The sequence below is a fragment of the Planotetraspora phitsanulokensis genome (genome assembly GCF_016863295.1).
Lineage (GTDB): Bacteria > Actinomycetota > Actinomycetes > Streptosporangiales > Streptosporangiaceae > Planotetraspora > Planotetraspora phitsanulokensis.
This window is the reverse complement of record NZ_BOOP01000009.1, coordinates 1-17,285: the sequence shown is the minus strand read 5'-3', so window position 1 is coordinate 17,285 and position 17,285 is coordinate 1. Positions and strand designations below refer to the sequence as shown.

At 69.4% G+C, this 17,285-nt stretch carries 15 protein-coding genes; 8 read left to right on the top strand and 7 right to left on the bottom strand.

The window, feature by feature from the left end; translation table 11 throughout:
- Window positions 1-26 precede the first annotated feature (26 nt).
- The 3 genes from Pph01_RS11985 to Pph01_RS11975 all read left to right on the top strand — a co-directional run bounded on the left by Pph01_RS11985 (window position 27) and on the right by Pph01_RS11975 (window position 3,355).
- Window positions 27-1,106, top strand: coding sequence for an NAD(P)H-dependent amine dehydrogenase family protein (locus tag Pph01_RS11985; RefSeq protein ID WP_204073125.1), 1,080 nt, complete (start codon window positions 27-29; stop codon window positions 1,104-1,106).
- A complete protein-coding gene (locus tag Pph01_RS11980; RefSeq protein WP_204073124.1) occupies window positions 1,103-1,603 on the top strand; it encodes a carboxymuconolactone decarboxylase family protein in 501 nt (166 codons plus the stop codon). Before Pph01_RS11985 ends, Pph01_RS11980 begins: the two co-directional genes overlap by 4 nt.
- 108 nt (window positions 1,604-1,711) lie before the next feature.
- Window positions 1,712-3,355 carry a GMC oxidoreductase gene (locus tag Pph01_RS11975; protein ID WP_204073123.1) on the top strand — a complete coding sequence of 548 codons (1,644 nt, stop codon included), beginning with the start codon at window positions 1,712-1,714 and terminating at the stop codon, window positions 3,353-3,355.
- Between the two features lie 135 nt (window positions 3,356-3,490).
- On the opposite strand, the gene Pph01_RS11970 is transcribed toward Pph01_RS11975, so the two are convergent.
- Window positions 3,491-3,928, bottom strand: a complete 438-nt coding sequence (locus Pph01_RS11970) for a DUF8820 family protein (protein ID WP_204073122.1) — start codon at window positions 3,926-3,928, stop codon at window positions 3,491-3,493.
- A gap of 10 nt (window positions 3,929-3,938) precedes the next feature.
- The gene (locus tag Pph01_RS11965) at window positions 3,939-5,012 is read right to left on the bottom strand and encodes a DUF6745 domain-containing protein (protein WP_204073121.1); all 1,074 of its coding nucleotides are present in this window, start codon (window positions 5,010-5,012) and stop codon (window positions 3,939-3,941) included.
- Between the two features lie 159 nt (window positions 5,013-5,171).
- Here Pph01_RS11965 and Pph01_RS11960 point away from each other — a divergent pair, with 159 nt between their 5' ends.
- From Pph01_RS11960 to Pph01_RS11950, 3 genes are all read left to right on the top strand, one after another.
- On the top strand, window positions 5,172-6,134 hold the full coding sequence (locus Pph01_RS11960) for an LLM class F420-dependent oxidoreductase (protein WP_308441891.1): 963 nt from the start codon (window positions 5,172-5,174) through the stop codon (window positions 6,132-6,134).
- Between the two features lie 119 nt (window positions 6,135-6,253).
- Window positions 6,254-8,491: a xanthine dehydrogenase family protein molybdopterin-binding subunit gene (locus Pph01_RS11955; RefSeq protein WP_204073120.1), complete on the top strand. Its 2,238-nt coding sequence runs from the start codon at window positions 6,254-6,256 to the stop codon at window positions 8,489-8,491.
- An 11-nt stretch (window positions 8,492-8,502) separates the two neighbouring features.
- Window positions 8,503-8,958, top strand: coding sequence for a (2Fe-2S)-binding protein (locus tag Pph01_RS11950; RefSeq protein ID WP_275412823.1), 456 nt, complete (start codon window positions 8,503-8,505; stop codon window positions 8,956-8,958).
- Window positions 8,959-9,136: 178 nt separating this feature from the next.
- On the opposite strand, the gene Pph01_RS11945 is transcribed toward Pph01_RS11950, so the two are convergent.
- From Pph01_RS11945 to Pph01_RS11925, 5 genes are all read right to left on the bottom strand, one after another.
- A complete protein-coding gene (locus Pph01_RS11945) occupies window positions 9,137-10,318 on the bottom strand; it encodes an LVIVD repeat-containing protein (protein ID WP_204073119.1) in 1,182 nt (393 codons plus the stop codon).
- Window positions 10,319-10,320: 2 nt separating this feature from the next.
- Window positions 10,321-11,406: an ABC transporter substrate-binding protein gene (locus tag Pph01_RS11940; protein WP_204073118.1), complete on the bottom strand. Its 1,086-nt coding sequence runs from the start codon at window positions 11,404-11,406 to the stop codon at window positions 10,321-10,323.
- A gap of 88 nt (window positions 11,407-11,494) precedes the next feature.
- Window positions 11,495-12,343, bottom strand: coding sequence for an ABC transporter permease (locus Pph01_RS11935; protein ID WP_204073117.1), 849 nt, complete (start codon window positions 12,341-12,343; stop codon window positions 11,495-11,497).
- Window positions 12,340-13,215 carry an ABC transporter ATP-binding protein gene (locus tag Pph01_RS11930; RefSeq protein WP_204073116.1) on the bottom strand — a complete coding sequence of 292 codons (876 nt, stop codon included), beginning with the start codon at window positions 13,213-13,215 and terminating at the stop codon, window positions 12,340-12,342. The genes Pph01_RS11935 and Pph01_RS11930 overlap by 4 nt, the downstream gene beginning before the upstream one ends.
- Window positions 13,216-13,640: 425 nt before the next feature.
- Window positions 13,641-14,594 carry a helix-turn-helix domain-containing protein gene (locus tag Pph01_RS11925; RefSeq protein WP_204073115.1) on the bottom strand — a complete coding sequence of 318 codons (954 nt, stop codon included), beginning with the start codon at window positions 14,592-14,594 and terminating at the stop codon, window positions 13,641-13,643.
- Between the two features lie 194 nt (window positions 14,595-14,788).
- Between Pph01_RS11925 and Pph01_RS11920 the strand changes: the two genes are divergently transcribed.
- Both Pph01_RS11920 and Pph01_RS11915 read left to right on the top strand, forming a co-directional pair.
- Window positions 14,789-15,421 carry an acyl-CoA-like ligand-binding transcription factor gene (locus Pph01_RS11920; protein ID WP_204073114.1) on the top strand — a complete coding sequence of 211 codons (633 nt, stop codon included), beginning with the start codon at window positions 14,789-14,791 and terminating at the stop codon, window positions 15,419-15,421.
- Between the two features lie 88 nt (window positions 15,422-15,509).
- Window positions 15,510-17,174 carry an FAD-dependent monooxygenase gene (locus Pph01_RS11915; protein WP_204073113.1) on the top strand — a complete coding sequence of 555 codons (1,665 nt, stop codon included), beginning with the start codon at window positions 15,510-15,512 and terminating at the stop codon, window positions 17,172-17,174.
- Window positions 17,175-17,285: the final 111 nt, after the last annotated feature.

Sequence of the window (17,285 nt, the reverse complement as noted above, 5' to 3'; positions counted from 1 at the left end):
AAGCAAGCGCTTGTTAGGATCCGGCCATGATTCCCACGATTGTCTGGGGTACCGGCAACGTCGGCCGTGCGGCCATCCGCGCCGTGGAGGCCCACCCGGCCCTGAAACTCACGGCCGTGCTCGTCCACGACCCGGGCAAGGTAGGCCGCGACGCGGGTGATCTCGCCGGTCTCGGCCACGATCTGGGGGTCGAGGCCACCGATGACGTCGACGCGGTGCTGGCGGCCGGCCCGCGCGCCGTGGTCTACGCGGCGTCCGGAGAGATCCGTCCCGACGAGGCCCTCGCCGACATCATCAGGGCGATCCGAATCGGAGCCGTGGTCGTCACCCCCTCGCTGTACGCGCTCTACGACCAGCGCAACGCCCCGCCGGAGATGCGGGAGCCGGTGCTGGCCGCCGCGGCGGAGGGGGGCGGCTCGCTGTTCGTCTCCGGAGTCGACCCGGGCTGGGGCAACGACGTGCTGCCTCTGCTGATCAGCGGGCTCGGCACGACCATCGACGTGATCCGGTGCCAGGAGATCTTCGACTACTCCACCTACGACCAGCCCGACTCGGTCCGCTACCTGGTCGGCATGGGCCAGCCGATGGACTACGAGCCGCCGATGACCGCGCCGACCGTCCCGACCATGGTGTGGGGCGGGCAGATACGGCTGATGGCCAGGGCCCTCGGCGTCGAGCTCGACGAGATCCGCGAGACCCTGGACCGGCGCCCGCTCGACGCCACGATCAGCACCAAGTCGATGGGCGACTTCGAGGCCGGCACCCAGGGGGCGGTCCGGTTCGAGGTGCAGGGCATCGTCGAGGGAGAGCCCCGCATCGTCATCGAGCACGTCACCCGCATCCACGCGTCCTGCGCGCCGGACTGGCCCACGCCGCCCGACGGCGACGGGGCGCACCGCGTGATCATCGAAGGCCGTCCGCGCATCGAGGTCACGGTCGAGGCCACCGACGAGGGCGGCAACCGGGCCGCGGGCGGGAACGCCACAGCCGTCGGCCGGCTGGTGAGCGCCATCGACTGGCTCCTGGACGCGGACCCCGGACTCTATGACGCCCTCGACGTGCCCCTGCGTCCGGCCGTCGGCTTCCTCGGAAGGAAACACCCGTGAACATCGACATCCCCGAGGGCAGGGACGCGATCGAGTACGTGTGGGGTGAGATGGTCCCGGGCATCGGGATCGCCGCCTCGAAGTTCTCGATGTCGGTGTACGCCCACACGACCCTCGGGCTGCGCGAGTTCGAGGCCGCACGGCTGCGGATCGCGCAGATCAACGGGTGCGCCTTCTGCCTCGACTGGCGCACTGAGCGGGACGGCCAGAAGGTCGAGGTGGAGTTCCTCGACGCGGTCACCGAGTGGCGGACCACCGACGCCTTCGACGACCGCACCCGGCTGGCCGCCGAGTACGCCGAGCGGTACGCCCTGGACCACCACGGCCTCGACGAGGAGTTCTGGGCGCGGATGAGCGCGCACTACAGCCAGCTCGAGATCGTCGAGCTGAGCATGAGCATCGGCTCCTGGCTGGCCTTCGGCCGGCTCAACCACGTGCTGGGCCTCGACACCGTGTGCGCGCTGCCGTCGGCCCGGCGCCCCCAGGCCGGCGGATAGACGCACGCCTGGAACGTCAGGTGGGGCGATTCCCCCACAAGCCACTCACGGAGAGGTAGCGGCTTAACGCACAGTAACGAGAACTTGATTTAGAGTAAGGAAGATCAAATGGTCGACAACCCCTCGGGCGGTACTGGTCACAAAGGATTCTCGCGTCGTAAGTTCATCGCTGGAACCGGTTCTCTTCTTGGAGTCGCGGCCCTCGCGGGCCGTACCACAACGGCCCAGGCGGCGGCCGTCCCCGCAGCCGCCCCGATCGCCTCCGGTGAGCATGTCCCGGTGCTGGTGATCGGCACCGGATACGGCGGTTCGGTCGCCGCCCTGCGTCTCGCCCAGGCGGGCGTCGACGTGCACATGATCGAGATGGGCATGGCCTGGGACACCCCCGGCTCCGACGGCAAGATCTTCTGCAGCACGCTGAATCCGGACCAGCGGTCGTACTGGCTCCGGACCAAGACCAAGCAGCCTCTCAACTACTTCCTCGGATTCCCGATCGACCGGAACATCTCGCGCTACACCGGGATCCTGGACGCCGAGGAGTTCGGCGGCATCATCGTCTACCAGGGCCGAGGCGTCGGCGGCGGTTCGCTGGTCAACGGCGGCATGGCGGTCACGCCCAAGCGGGAGAACTTCGGCTTCGTCCTCCCGACGGTGAACCCCGACGAGATGTACAACACGTACTACCCGCGTGCCAACGCCGGGCTCGGCGTCGGCCTCATCGACTCGGCCTGGTTCGAGTCCGCCGCCTGCTACCAGTACTCCCGGGTCGGGCGTAAGCACGCCGGACGCTCCGGCTTCCCGTGGGGCTTCGTGCCCAACGTGTACGACTGGGACTACATGAAGCAGGAGCAGGCCGGGACCGTCACCAAGTCCGCACTGGACGGGGAGATCCTCTACGGCAACAACAACGGCAAGAAGTCCCTGCAGAAGACCTACATCGCCCAGGCCAAGGCCACCGGCAGGGTCACCATCTCCCCGCTGCACCGGGTCACGTCGGTCGCTCCCGCGGGCGGCGGCGGTTACACCGTCTCCATCGACCAGCTCAACACCAACGGCGACGTCACGAACGTCAAGACCGTGCTCGCCGACAGGGTGTTCTTCGCAGCCGGAAGCGTCGGCACCAGCAAGTTGCTGGTCAAGCTGAAGGCCACCGGCGTGCTGCCCAACCTGAACGACGAGATCGGCAAGGGCTGGGGCGACAACGGCAACGTCATGTGCGGCCGGGCCAACTGGCTGTGGGACCCGACCGGCAGCCTCCAGTCGACCATTCCCTGCTCCGGCATCGACAACTGGACCGCCGGCGGCGCGTTCGCCGAGGTCGCCCCGCTGCCCATTGGGATCGAGACCTTCGCGTCCTTCTATCTCTCGATCACCAAGAACCCCAACCGCGCCCAGTTCTCCTGGAACGCCGCGACGGGCAAGGTCGACCTGAACTGGCAGACCGCCTGGAAGCAACCGGGCATCGACATGGCCAAGACGATCTTCGACAAGATCAACGCGAAGGAGGGGACGATCTACCGGACCGACCTCTTCGGCACCTACAAGATCTGGGGCGACCACCTCACGTACCACCCGCTCGGCGGCGCGGTGCTGGACAAGGCCACCGACAACTACGGCCGCCTCGTCGGCTACCCGGGCATGTACGTCATCGACGGCTCGCTGATCCCCGGCAACACCAGCGTCAACCCGTTCGTCACCATCACGGCGCTGGCCGAACGGAACATCGAAAAGATCATCGCCACGGACCTGTGACGACGGCCCCATCCCGCACGTGTGCACGGCCACCTCAGGCGGCCGTGCACTCGTACGTTCAGTCCTCGGCCAGCCCCGGTCAGTCCCCGGCCAGTCCCCGGCCCAGGTCACGGCCCAGGTCACGGCCTGTGGAGATCAGTCTGCGACGAGGCGTTCCCTCCGCCCTCCGAACTCGCGTTGACGGCGGACGACGTAGGTGCCGGGCGTGCAGCCCGTGGCCCCGTGCTCGGGGTGGAGCAGGTAGGCGACGGCCGAGGTCTCGAAGACGCCGATCGCCAGCCAATGGGAGTCCGACACGCTGCGCGTCCATCTGCAGGTTCCCGGGTCGGCGACGAGCGTGTGCGGGTTGCCCCCGGCCGCGCCGCGAAGCAGTTCGACCCCCTCGGGGGGCACGTCGCTCCACCGCGCATCGGGCCTGACTTGCACGGACGACGCGATGACGGGAAGCGGGACGACGATGAGGTCGCCCTGGGCCTGGAGCCCGTCGACGACGGGAATGCTCACCGACTGCTCGAGGTGGTCGAGCACGGCGAGCCCGGTCTGCTGGGAGAGCGATGCGAGAGTCACTGTCATGGAAGGCACCTCAGGTTCGGCGGACGAGAAGGGAGTACTGGTCGGCGGACAGCCCGTAGGTCCAGCCGGCGGCGGCGACCGGATCGTCGAAGGAGGCCGGCACGGTCAGCCCGTACTGGCGGCGGACCCCGTCACGCTCCACGGACCCGTTGATCGCGAGGAGTACCCGGGTCTCCCTTCGCAGGTCGTAGAGCCGCAGTTCGGAACCGGGGTTGCCCGGGTCGGGTGCGGACGCGACCAGGCGCAGCCCGGCCTGACCGATGTAGGAGCCCCAGCCGATGCGCTCGATCGCGCACCGTCTGACCTCGACGTTGACCTCCCGGTCGATCCTGAGGACGCTCGGATCCGTGAACACCCAGGAAGGCACCCGCGTCCCGTGCCACGCGTGCACGTCCCACCCGTCCGGGTAACGGATCGCGGGGCCGTCCGCGCTGTGCAGCCGCACTTCGCCGTTGTCGCCCCAGACCTCCGTGCGTACGGTGACGGGCCGCTCGGAGATCACGCACACGGTTTGACGAGGCCACCACCAGCCGCATGACCGGGCCACCGCCGCCCAGAGATCGAGTCGCCTGAGCTGCTCGGAGGTGAAGACCGCCCCGGCCGCCCGGCGCACGGCGTCATAGTGGGCGACCCATGAGACACACTGCGTCTGGTACCAGGTGTTCGTCGCGTGGTATTCCACATCGTGCGCCGCGCGAAGCGCCATGAGGAGAGAGCTTCCGGAGGACCGCGACAGCGGGTCGCGAACCTCCTGGCGAATCAGCCCGCTCACCGACGGATGGATCCGGGCGTCGAGGTCCAGGCACAGCTGTCTCATCGATGCGGAGAACCGCGGCGGCAGAGTCCATCCCGGCGCCCGCCCGATGTGCTCCGCAGGCCATGACGGCATACCTGGCGGGACGGTCGTCAGGGCCGCGACCGGTGACGGGACCCAGTGGAAGCGCGGTGGATCGAGCCCGATGAGGCGGTACAGGCCCGAGATGGCCGCTTCGGCGGCCGTACGGTCGGCGGGCAGCGTCGACAACGCCCGGCCCAGCCATTCTTCGCGGATTTCGGCAGCTTCCCGCTGCACAAGAGCGTTCACCAGATGAAGGTGATGTCGTCCTTTCCAATGATCATGCCGAAATGGTGGCAGATCACCATGTCTGTTGTCCACGGTCCACATCCGACGCGGTCTTGATCGAGAGGCCCTCGCTTTGCATAGTTGATCTCGGAGACGTCCCCAGACGAAGGCGGTGCGGTTGTGGCAGGCAGAGAAGGGATCAGGCTCCGGGTTCTCATGGAGCCCCGGCACGGCGCCCGCTACGAGGACATCCTCGCGCTCGCCCAGGCCACCGACAGCGCCGGGTTCGACGCGTTCTTCCGCTCGGACCATCTGCTCGGCGTCGACCCCGACGACCCGGCCTACCGGCCCACCGACTGCTGGACGACGCTCGGCGGGCTGGCCAGGGACACGAAGCGGATCCGGCTCGGCGCGCTGATGAGCGCGGCGACGTTCCGTCACCCCGGGCTGCTGGCGACCATCGTCGCGTCCGTCGACGAGATGAGCGGCGGCCGTGTCGAACTCGGTGTCGGCACCGGCTGGTTCGCCCGGGAGCACGCCGCGTTCGGGTTCCCGTTCCCGGACACGGGCGAACGCTTCGACCGGCTCGAGGAACAGTTGGAGATCATCACCGGGTTGTGGCGTACGCCCTTTGGAGACGATCAGGGATTCTCCTTCGAGGGAGTTCACTACCGCATCGAGGCCAACCGCACTCCGCCGCGGCCGTTCCAGTCGCCGCACCCGCCGATCCTGATCGGCGGCACCGGGCCGAAGCGGACTCCGGCCATCGCGGCCAGATACGTGTCCGAGTTCAACGCGGGTCTCGGCGGCGACCTGCGCGAGCAGATGGCGACCTTCACCCGGGCCTGCGAGGAGATCGACAGAGATCCGGGCGAGCCGCGGCGGTCGGCGTGTGTGCCCGTCGCCTGCGGGTCCACGCCCGCGGAGGTGGAACGCCGGGCGGAGGGCATGGCGCCGTTCTTCCGCGGCGCCGCGGCGATCGGCTCCCCGGACCAGGTCGCCGAACAACTCGCAGGTCTGGGGGAGCTCGGGTTCGACACGGTCTACCTGTTCATCTTCGACATCCACGACCTGGACCACCTCGCCCTGATCGGGGCCGAGGTCCTGCCGCACCTCGCGGCGGTGAAGGTCGCGGGCCCGTGAGCCGCGCCTGACCGGAGATTTCCGGCCGAAACCGCGAAACAGCCCATCCCGAATCCGTCACGGTGCGACGATGCCTCCTACCCGTGAGTTACCTCAGTGTCGGGTGAGAGGGGATTTCCATGGGCGACCCCACCGCGAGCACCACAGAACTCACCGGCGGCGCGGTCGGCCGGCGAAGGTTCCTCACCTTCCTGGTCGCGGCTCCGACGTTGACGCTCGCGACGACGAACCTGGTTCCGGAGGAGGCCGCGGCCGCCGAGGCGGGCCTGCCCGGTCTTCCGCAGCCGGCGGACATCATGGACCTCGGCGACGTGCTCATCCTCGCCGGAACGCCCACGGCGCACCTGCTGACGCTGGAGGTGACCGAGGACGGCGAAGCCCACTTCGAGCTGCCGCGAGCCGAGGTCGGACAGGGCATCACCACGGCGGTGGCGATGCTGGTCGCCGAGGAGCTCGACCTCCCGTTGGCCAAGGTGCGGGTGCGGCTCGCCGACGCGCGGCCTGAGCTGCTGATGAACCAGCTGACCGGAGGTTCCAACACGATCCGCTCGGTCTACGGACCCGTGCGCCGGACGGCCGCCGCCGCGCGGGCGCGCCTGGTCGCCGCCGCCGGCGTGCGATGGGACCTGGCACCCGGCCGGCTGGTCACCCGCGACGGCGCGGTCGTCGCACCGGACGGGCGCACGGCCACCTACGGCTCCCTCACGAGCCTCGCGGCGACGCTGCCGCTGCCGGGCCTCACCGCGAAACCGAAACCGGAGTCCGAGCACACCCTGGTGGGCACCCCGACGTCGCGCATCGACGCCCGCGCGATGGTGACCGGCGCGATGCGCTACACGCTGGACCTCGACGTGGCGGGCGCCAGGCCCACGATGGTGCGGCGGCCGCCGACGATCAACGGCACCGTTCGGTCGGTGAACAACGAGACCGAGGTGCGGGCCATGCCCGGCGTGATCGACCTCGCCGTCGTCCCGACCGGCGTCGCGGTCATGGCCGAGACCTTCGGGCAGGCGCTGGACGCCAAGGACGCGCTGGACGTCACCTGGAACGGCGGAACCGTCGACTCTCTGTCGGACGCCGACATCCGCAAGCGGCTCCGCGCCGCCGCCCTGCCGTTCGCCGTGCCGCCGCTGCTGACCCTGCATGTCGACGCGGAGTTCGACTTCGCCTTCGTCAGCCACGCCCCGCTGGAGACGAACTGCGCGATCGCCGACGTACGCGAGGACCGGGCGGAGATCTGGGCCGGGCTGAAGTCCGCGATCGTCGCCAAGCAGACCATCGCCGCGGCGATCGGCCTGCCGGAGGACCGCGTCACCGTGCACGTGAGGCAGAGCGGCGGCTCGTTCGGCCGCAGGCTGTTCTTCGACGGCGCGCTCGAGGCCGCGCAGATCTCCAAGGCCATGGCCAAGCCTGTCAAGCTGATGTGGTCGCGGATCGACGACATGCGGCACGGCCGGGCCCGCCCGGCGACGCATCACAAGATCCGCGCCACCTACGCGCTCGGGCGGGTGCTCACCTACGAACACCGTGTGGCCGCGGTGGAGACCGATCTGCGGCACGGGCTCGGCGAGATCCTCACGGCCACCGCGGCCAGTCTCCCGGTCGCGGGCAACCTGAGCTTCGCGCAGACGGTGTTCCTCACCACCGTGAAGGTGCCCTACGACTTCGGCGTCGTGACCGAACTGCTCAACGAGGTGCCGCTGAAGATGCACACCGCGAGCTGGCGGTCGGTGTACTCGGCCAACACCCGTGGAGCCGAGGAGATCCTCGTCGACGAGCTGGCGAAGAAGATGGGCAAGGACCCCGTCGCGTTCCGCCGTACGTTCCTCAAGACCGACCGGCAGCGGAGGGTCCTGGACAAGGTCGCCGCCGAGGGGGACTGGGGCCGCGCCATGCCGGCGGGCTTCGCCCAGGGCGTCGGCTTCCACGACGAGTACAAGTCGTGCACCGCGTGCCTGGTCGAGATCGACGCGCGCGACCCAGACGAGCCGAGGGTGGTCCGGGCGGTGATCGCGGCGGACGTCGGCCGCCCGATCAACCCGCGCGGGCTGGAGGCGCAGCTGCTCGGCGGCCTGACCGACGCCATCTCCACGACCCTGAGGGCGGGCCTGCACATCGACCGGGGCCTGCCGCTGGAGGGCAGCTACTCGCAGTTCCACTACGCCCGGCAGAAGGACTCGCCTCTCGACGTACGGATCTTCATCATGCCCGCCGGTGGCGAGCCGGGCGGCGCGGGCGAACTGGGCGTTCCCGCCGCGGTCGGCGCGATCGCCAACGCCTACGCGCGGGCGACCGGCATCCGGCCTCGCAGCTTCCCCATCAACTTCGACGTCGACTTCACCCCGTTTCCCCGCTGAGGAGTCCGATCGTGCCCACCTACACCTTCGCCGTGAACGGGAGGACCGTCACCGTCGACGCGCCCGCCGACATGCCCCTGCTGTGGGTGCTGCGCGACCGGCTCGGGGTGACGGGCCCGAAGTACGGCTGCGGCATCGACGTCTGCAAGGCCTGCACGAGTCACCTCGACGGGGAGGCGATCAACCCCTGCGTCGTCGCCGTGTCCGAGGCCGCGGGCAGGGAGGTCACCACGATCGAGGGGCTCGCCGACGGCGACGTGCTCCACCCCGTGCAGGAGGCGTGGCTCGAACAGGACGTCGCCCAGTGCGGCTACTGCCAGCCCGGCCAGATCATGGCGGCCGTCGCACTGCTCAGGAAGACCGCGAACCCCACCGATGCCGAGATCGACGCGATCCAGAACGTCTGCCGCTGCGGCACCTACGTCCGGATCCGGGAGGCGATCAAGCGGGCGGCGGCGAAGATGTAGGTGCTGCCAGGAACTCCAGGTACTCCAGGTGCCGCCGGGTACCGCCAGGTACTCCAGGTGCCGACGCAATCGGTTGCATGATGTGGTGCGAGCGCAGGCAGCACGATGCCGGGGGTTCACCTGCTGCGGCTCGGAAACGCCACGTCATCTTGGCGTGCAACCGATTGCGTCGGCCGTTTCAGCGGGCCTCCTCCATCAGCGCGGCCAGCTCCGGCTCCGGTTCCAGGACGAACAGCCCGCCATGGGTGCGGTCGGTGACCCAGATGAGCCCGTCGCCGTCGACGAACAGGTCGTTGGCCTGCGGCGCCTGCTGGCCGGGCGGCGTTTCCGAGACCCAGTGCGCGACCTCGCGCGGATCGTCCGGATCCGCAAGGTCGTAGACGCGAACGCCCGCGTTGAAGTACGTCGCGAAGATGAGGCGTTCGCTCCGGTAGGAGCCTTGCCGGTTCTCGTGCAGGTTGTGCGGTCCGAAGCGCATCGGCAGGTCGTCGTACGGACCGTCCGGATGGGGGAGGACGCCGCGATATGACGGCTCGGCCGGATCGGCGACGTCCACGAGGTGGATCCGCCTCTCCGGCGCGCGCGGACCGTCGTGCTGCTGCTCGTCGGTGACCACGAGGAGGTCGCGGCCCGGCAGGGGGAGGCACGTGTGCGTCGCACCGCCGCCCCACCGGCACCGGCCGATCATCTTCGGCGCCGCCATGTCGGAGACGTCCAGCACGACCAGGTTGGCGTCGTCGAAGCCGAGGTAGGCGACGTCGCCGGAGACGAGGGCGTGGTGGGCGGCATAGCGCCGGCCCTCCGGCCAGTCCGGCTGCTCGCCGCCCGCCTCCCACTGTCCCGGCCACCACCATCGCCCGGCCTCGACGGGACGCGCGGGGTCCGCGAGATCGACGGCGACCCAGATGCGGTCCCTGAAGCCCCCCGGCACCGCCGACATGTGGGCGTACCGGCCGCCTTCCCACACGATGCGGTGCACGCCCTTGCCCCCGGACTCCCAGAACGCGATCTGTTCCGGGGCGAACGGGTCCTTCAGGTCGTACACCGCGAGGCCCGCCGAGTGGGGGCCGAGCGGTCTGGTCGGCCGGTACGGAAAGCGCTCGTGGTTGACGAGCAGCAGTCCGCCGGCGACCTGGACCTTGTGCGTGTGGGTGTTGTCCGGGGCGCGCCACTGGTCCACCAGCCGAGGGCGTAGCGGGTCCGACACGTCCAGGATCGAGGTTCCCATCCGGGACGTTCCGCTGTGGCCGACGTACAGGGCGTCGCCTTCGCGCATCACCTGCATGCCGTCGCCGCTGCCGGCGAGGTCATGATGGGCGACGAGCCGGAGCCCCTTGGCGGCAGCCGTTCCCAGGCTCATGCTCACACGTTCCCGAGCGCGGGCCTGAACGGCAGGCCCAGGATCTTCTGGGCGCGCCAGAGCGGTTCGAGGTAGGTGAACGCCCGCCAGTCCGTGCCCTCCGGGACCGACTTGAACCCGATCTGGTCCTGGATGAACTTGTCCATGTCGGCGGGATCGAATCCGCCGTCGGCCACGTGGTAGTCGGGGGCGTTCTCCGCCGAGTACGCGTTCGCGAACTCCGGCGGGACGTCGAATCCCTTCTTCACCATCAGCGCTAGGACCTCGTCCTTGTTCGCCTGGTTCGTGATGAACTGCCGTGCCTTCAGCGTGGCCGTGAGGAACGCCGTGACCGTCTCCGGGCTCTCCGTCAGCAGCTTGTTGGCCGCCCACCCGTTCTGCGGCACTCTGCGGGTCTCCTCGAACAGGAACTTGCCGCCGGCCTTCTCCAGCAGCTCACGGTGGCGCAGCTGCACGCTGGCGCCGTCGACCACGCCGGCGATCACGGACTGGAGCCGCTCGTTCGACTGGCCGCCGGTGCTGACGATCTTGACGTCCTTGTCCGGGGTGACGCCGTTCTTGACCAGCAGCTCACGCAGGATCGCGTCGTTGCGGCTGTTGAACTGGCCGCCGGTGATCGTCTTGCCCTTCAGGTCGGCGGCCGTGTTGATGCCCTTGCCGACGCCGAGGATGTTGGCCTCGCCGCCCAGGTAGACCGACAGGAACCGGACTCCCGTGTTGCTCTTCTTGGCGGCGGCGATCGTGGTGTCGGAGTCGTACAGCGCCATGTCGAGCGAGCCGCCGATGAGAGCGGGCAGCGGGTCCTCGATGGTCTTGATCTCGACGTTGTCGATGCCGACTTCCTTGAAGTAGCCCTTGTCCTGGGCCACCAGGATGTCTTCGTGGAACAGGTAGTAGGGGTTGTCGACGCCGACCACGAGGTTGTGCTTGACCTTGCTCGTGTCGATCGTCGCGTCGATGTCGTCGGCGCTCGCCGGAGCGCTCTTGTTCGCGGCGTTCGGGGCGGCCGCGCCTCCTCCGCCGCCTCCGCAGGCAGCGAGGAGGACGGTGAGGCTGAATACGGACAGTAACTGCTTGGATCTGTGCATCGGTGACTCCTGGGCGTCGTCCCGTGGAAGCGGCTGTGTCGAGTGGGGGATGGCGAACCGCACCGACCCGGGCGGGGGGTGGAGGAATCTATGCGCGTGAGATGTCGCGCCATGGCGCCGCGCGCTGTTCGAGCCAGCGCATCGCCTGCACCAGTCCGACGGACATGACGGCGAGAAGGATCAGGGTCGCGTACAACATCGGGGCGTCGAACTGCTCGCCCGCCCTGTCGAGCAGGAAGCCGAGGCCGTTGCCTCCGCCTCCGAGCAGCTCACCGATGAGCATGCCGACGAGTCCGCGGGCGATGCCCTGGTTGACGCCGGAGATCACGAACGGGAGCGTGTAGGGCAGGATGACCTTGAGGTAGATCTGCAGCCTGCTGGCCCCGAACACCACTCCCGCGCGGACCAGTGACGGCTCGACCGTCTTCACGCCCGCCATGCAGTTGACCATGATCGGGAAGACGGCGGACAGGACGATGATCGTCAGCTGCATGGAGTTGCCGAATCCCATGATCAGGATCAGCAGGGGGATGAGGGCGACGCGGGGCAGGGAGGTCATCGCCCATACGTAGGGACTGAGGATCAGGTCGGCGATCTTGCTGGCGCCCATGAGCAGGCCGACGGGGATGCCGATCGCCGCCGAGATCGCCAGGCCGATGAGGAAGTTCGTGAGGCTGTGGCTGAGCTGCGGCCAGATCGTGCCGTCCGCGAAGCCGTTGAACAGAGCGGCGAACATGTCGCTCGCCCGGGGGAAGAACAGCGAGTTGATCACTTCCGCGCGGGCGACGAGCTCCCAGATCACGAAGAAGACGGCCAGGTTGACCACCGTGATCCCGACGTTCTTGAACCGCGCGAACCTGCTGACCTCGATGCTCTCGATCTGCTGACCGTTCTGCTGGTCGTTGGTGCGCGTGGCGCCCTGGATCGTCTCGGTCATCGTGTCGCGACCTCCTGCTTCGCGCCCAGGGCCTCGTCCGCCAGAAGCGACCACAGATGACTGCGGATCTCTCCGAACCTGGGCGAGCGCTGGACGTCGGCCTGCTCGTCGAACCGCGGGCGTGGGAGGTCGACGTCGATGACCTCCCGGATGGTGCCGGGCCGCTTGCTGATGACCACGATGCGGTCGGCGAGGAGGATGGCCTCGTCGATCGAGTGGGTGATGAAGACGACCGTCTGCCGCGTCTCGGCGATGATCTTCTCCAGCTCCGCCTGCATGGCCTCCCGCGTCATCGCGTCCACCGCGCCGAACGGCTCGTCCATGAGCAGGATCTCGGGCTCGGTGACGAGTGCGCGTGCGATCCCGACGCGCTGGCGCATGCCTCCGGAGAGCTCATGGGGATACGACTTCTCGAAACCCGTCAGCCCGACGAGCCGGAGCGCGCGCGCCGCCCGCTCGGCCTGCTCGGCCTTCGGCACGTGCCCGCGGCGGTTCTCCATGGCGAACCGGATGTTCCGCTCGACCGTCCGCCAGGGAAGCAGGGCGTAGTCCTGGAAGACCATCGCCCGGTCGGCGCCCGGGCCGGTGACCTCCTCGCCGCGCACGCGCACCGAACCTTCGATCGGCTTGACGAAGCCGGCGATCAGATTGATGAAGGTCGTCTTCCCGCAACCGGACGGCCCGACGATGGCGAGGAACTCGCCCCGCCGTACCTGGAGTGAGACGTCTCTTAGTGCGATCAGTCGTGTGTGTTCCCGCCTGTTGTCGTAGCCCGCGGTCACATGTACTGCCTCGATCAGCGCCGGCTCCGACGCCCTGTCATCCGCGGCGTGCTGTGCGCCGGGCGCACTGTGGGCCTCTACTTGCCCCATCCCAGCTCCCTGCTCAGATCAGCCTGTTTTCCTGCCTCTGGCGTTGACCGCTGCAATCGGTTGCGCCGACGGTACCCAACGGGCTAACCAGCGTCAAGAAGGTGTATACGCATTATTTGGGCAGCAAGAACCTCACCTCGGGCTTCAGATTGCGAGCGCCGCGCAATCGATTGCGAAATGAGATGTGGCCAGCCGGGGTAGTGCGGACAGGCGTGTTGGGAGGGCGTACGTACAGCCGGCGGACAGGCGTGCGGGAGGGCGTGCGTACGGTCAGTGGGCAGGAGCGCGGACAGGCGTGCGGACAGCCGGCGGCTAGGGGAGCGGACAGCCGGCGGGCAGGCGCGTTGGGCGGGCGCGCGGAGGGCGTGCAGACAGTCGGTGGATAGGGGCGTGTGGGGAGTCGTGCGGACAGGGCGGGGAGCGCGCTATCCGCGCCCGCTCATTCGCGAGGCGACGACGGCCGAGTCCGAGCGGCGCGTTGGTTCGGCGGAGCCCGTCATTTCTGAGGATCCGCCCGGCCGTCCAGCGGATCGGGCCTGCGGGTGGCCGGCGCCGGACCCATGAGCGCCCAGCGCGGCCAGTGCGGCCATTGCCCGTTCGGAACGGCTGCCCGGCTCGGCCTGGGCGACGAAGAGGATCTGCCCGGGGGCGCTGTTGACGGTGAACGACTCCTGGAAGAGCGTCACCTCGCCGACGATCGGGTGGTTCAGGCGGAGGACTTCGCTGGTCTTGGCCCGCACGTCGTGGCGAGCCCACATCCGGCGGAAGTCCGCACTTCGCTGTGAGAGCTCCTCGACCAGTTCGAGGAGCGCCGGGTCGTCCGGGTCCGCTCCTGCGGCGGCGCGCACGTGCGCCACCTTGGACCACGCCTGCTCCTCCCAGTCCAGGTAGAACTCGCGGGCCATGGGGTTGAGGAAGGTCAGCCGCAGCAGGTTGTCCGTGTACTCCAGCGCCCCCAGGTGGGCGGCGGCCACCTCGTTCCTGGCCAGGACGTCGAACCAGCGGTTCGTCACGAACGCCACGGCGTCGCTCCAGCGCTCCATGAGCCGGAGAACGCTCGGGCTGACCCGGTCGGTCGATCCGGACGCTGCCGGCCTCGCCACCCGAGGACGGACCAGGTCGAACAGGTGGTCAGTGGCCTCGTGGTCGAGTTGGAGGACCCGCGCGAGCGCGCCGAGCACCTGATCCGACGGGTGGCGTTCGCGTCCCTGCTCCAGCCGTGCGTAGTAGTCGGCGCTGACGCCGGCCAGCGCGGCCAGCTCGTCACGGCGCAATCCAGGCGTACGGCGACGCCCGGAGTCGCGCAGCCCCAGGTCTTCGATGTCCCTGGCCTGGCGTCGGGCGCGGAGGAAATCTCCAAGGGGACTACCTCTGTCCATTGGGCCACCGTAAGCCACGCATAAGCGGATATATAGGGTCAAACTGGAATCTTTAAGAAGTATGAACCTCTCGCCTGCCTGGTCATCTCCAGTCGGGGAGATTGCGTGCCGCCTGGTCCCGAGGCCTCGATGGGGTAAGAAATTGCGCACCACGCATCTTTGCTCAACGCGCAACTTAGGCTAGTGTGGGCGCCATGAGCACTGAGGACGGCGTGCGGATCGGCCTGCGGGAGCGCAAGAAGCGTGAAACCAGGGCGATGCTCAGCTGGGCGGCCGTCAGGCTCACGGTCGAGCGCGGGTTCGACCGCGTACGGGTGGAGGACATCGCCGAGGCGGCGGGGGTGTCACCACGCACGTTCAACAACTACTTCTCCAGCAAGGCCGAGGCGATCGTCGCCCGCCACCTCGACCGATCCCTGCGGGGGGCGGAGATACTGCGGGGCCGCCCAGCCTCCGAGCCGCTCTGGGAGTCCATCGCCTACGCGGCGCGCGCGCAGTTCGAGCCGCCGCCGGAGACGATCGCGCGCCCGGCGACCGAGCCTCAGCAGTGGATCGCCGGAGTGCGGGTGATGGTCGCCGAGCCGGCGCTGCAGGGCGAGTTCCTACGGGCCGGAGCGCTCGCCGAGGCCGAGATCGCCGCCGCGGTGGCCGAGCGCACCGGCACCGACGTCAACCGTGACCTCTATCCGAACCTGGTTGCCGCCGCCGTCACGGCCGCCGGCAACGTGGCCATGCAGCTCTGGCTGCGCACCGATCCGCCCGTGGAGATGCAGCGGTTGTTGACCGAGGCTCTGGCGCAGTTCGCCGCGGGCCTGCCCACGCCGTAGCGCGGGCTCCTCCTCCAGTACGTCAACCCGGCGCCGCCGGGTCGATCCACCGTGCGCGCGTGCGCACCCGTACTCAAAGGATCTTGTCATGCCCATCGACGTCGTCATCGCCGGTGCCGGTCCGAACGGCCTCATGCTGGCCTGCGAACTCGCCCTGGCCGGTGTCCGGCCACTCGTCCTCGAGCGACTGTCCGGTCCGTCCGGCGAACAGCGGGCCAACGGGCTCGTCGGCCAGGTCGTGCGGATGCTCGACCGGCGCGGTCTCCATGAACGGCTCAGCGGCACCACCGCGCCGCCGAGCCCAGCGCCGGCCTTCATGTTCGGTGCGTTCCCGCTGGACCTGGCCGCCCTGTCCGACAACCCGGTCTACCTGCTGATGGTGCCTCAACGCCGCATCGAGGAGATGCTGGCCGAGCGCGCCGCCGAACTCGGCGTCGAGATCCGGCGGGGTCACGAGCTGACCGGGCTGACCCAGGACTCCGGCGCGGTCACAGTCGAGGTGGCCGGTCCCGCGGGGCCGTACCGGATCGAGGCGCGGTTCCTGGTGGGAGCCGACGGCGGGCACAGCGTGGTCCGCAAGCTCGCCGGAATCGGCTTCCCCGGCGTGACCACCGACCGCAGGATCTCCCGCAGCGGTCACGTCAGCATGCCGGCCGAGCTGATCGACCCGGTCTCCGGTGGGCTGCTCATTCCCGGCTACGGCGCCGTCCCGCCCTTCCTGCACCACCGGACCGAGCGCGGACTGATCACGTTCGCGCCGTTCCCCAGCGGCCCCCCGTTGGTGAGCACGACCGAGATGCTGCCGCCCGGCCATGACGCCCGGTTCGACGAGCCCCTCACGATCTCCGAACTGCGGGACAGCATCCAGCGGGTGCTCGGCGTAGATGTGCCGATCAGTCCCCCGGAAGGGGCCGGACCGCACATGCTGCGGCGGCTGACCGGTGGCAACACCCGGCTGGCCGACCGATTCCGCGCCGACCGGATCCTGCTCGTCGGAGACGCCGCCCACGTGCACTCCGCGATGGGCGGGCCAGGGCTCAACCTCGGCCTGCAGGACGCGATCAACCTCGGCTGGAAGCTCGCCGCGGAGTTGCGCGGATGGGCGCCGGAGGGCCTGCTGGACAGCTACGAGGCCGAGCGCCGCCCGGCTGGTCAACGGGTGACCATGCACACCCAGGCGCAGGGCGTACTGGTCGGCCCCGGCAGCGAGATCACCGCGCTCCGTGAGCTGTTCGGCGAGCTGCTGGCGGACCAGAACACCCTGCAGCGCCTCGCGGACCTGATAGCCGGCGCAGACATCCGCTACGACATGGGCGCGGGTCTCGGTGACGCGGGCGCTGCTCGCGGTGGCGCGGGTGCGACCGCGAGTCTCGACGATGCGGCCGCGGCCGCCCTGACCGGCCGCTGGGCGCCCGACCTGCTGCTGCACACCGAGACGGGTACGGTGCGACTCGCTGAGCTCACCCGCGACGCCCGGCCGCTGCTCCTGGACCTCACCGACGGCGGGAAGCTCGCCGATGTCGCGGCACCGTGGCGCGACCGGGTCGAGGTCGTGACCGCGCGGTGCGACGACCCCGGCGTCACCGGGCTGCTCCTGCGGCCGGACTGCTACGTCGCCTGGGCCTCGGCGTCACCCAGCCCGGACGACCGGCGGCGGGCGGAGCTGCGGTCAGCCCTCAGTCGCTGGTTCGGGCACCCGGGGGATACCGGTGCGGAGGGCGCCGATCAGTCGTCCGTGGGAGCGCGAGTCTGACGCTGCGTGTCTGGTGATCGAGGAGAACGTCGGCCGCTGCCTACGGGCGTGCAGGTCGCTCGTCCCGTCTTGTCTGCTGCTCAGGGCGGCTGGGCTGACGGGTTGCCTGCA

Bases quoted from the DNA above. Each gene is read 5' to 3' on its own strand.
- Pph01_RS11985 (WP_204073125.1), top strand. From the start codon at position 27: ATGATTCCCACGATTGTCTGGGGTACCGGCAACGTCGGCCGTGCGGCC.
- Pph01_RS11975 (WP_204073123.1), top strand. From the start codon at position 1,712: ATGGTCGACAACCCCTCGGGCGGTACTGGTCACAAAGGATTCTCGCGT.
- Pph01_RS11970 (WP_204073122.1), bottom strand. From the start codon at position 3,928: ATGACAGTGACTCTCGCATCGCTCTCCCAGCAGACCGGGCTCGCCGTG.
- Pph01_RS11955 (WP_204073120.1), top strand. From the start codon at position 6,254: ATGGGCGACCCCACCGCGAGCACCACAGAACTCACCGGCGGCGCGGTC.
- Pph01_RS11945 (WP_204073119.1), bottom strand. From the start codon at position 10,318: ATGAGCCTGGGAACGGCTGCCGCCAAGGGGCTCCGGCTCGTCGCCCAT.
- Pph01_RS11940 (WP_204073118.1), bottom strand. From the start codon at position 11,406: ATGCACAGATCCAAGCAGTTACTGTCCGTATTCAGCCTCACCGTCCTC.
- Pph01_RS11935 (WP_204073117.1), bottom strand. From the start codon at position 12,343: ATGACCGAGACGATCCAGGGCGCCACGCGCACCAACGACCAGCAGAAC.
- Pph01_RS11930 (WP_204073116.1), bottom strand. From the start codon at position 13,215: ATGGGGCAAGTAGAGGCCCACAGTGCGCCCGGCGCACAGCACGCCGCG.
- Pph01_RS11925 (WP_204073115.1), bottom strand. From the start codon at position 14,594: ATGGACAGAGGTAGTCCCCTTGGAGATTTCCTCCGCGCCCGACGCCAG.
- Pph01_RS11920 (WP_204073114.1), top strand. From the start codon at position 14,789: ATGAGCACTGAGGACGGCGTGCGGATCGGCCTGCGGGAGCGCAAGAAG.
- Pph01_RS11915 (WP_204073113.1), top strand. From the start codon at position 15,510: ATGCCCATCGACGTCGTCATCGCCGGTGCCGGTCCGAACGGCCTCATG.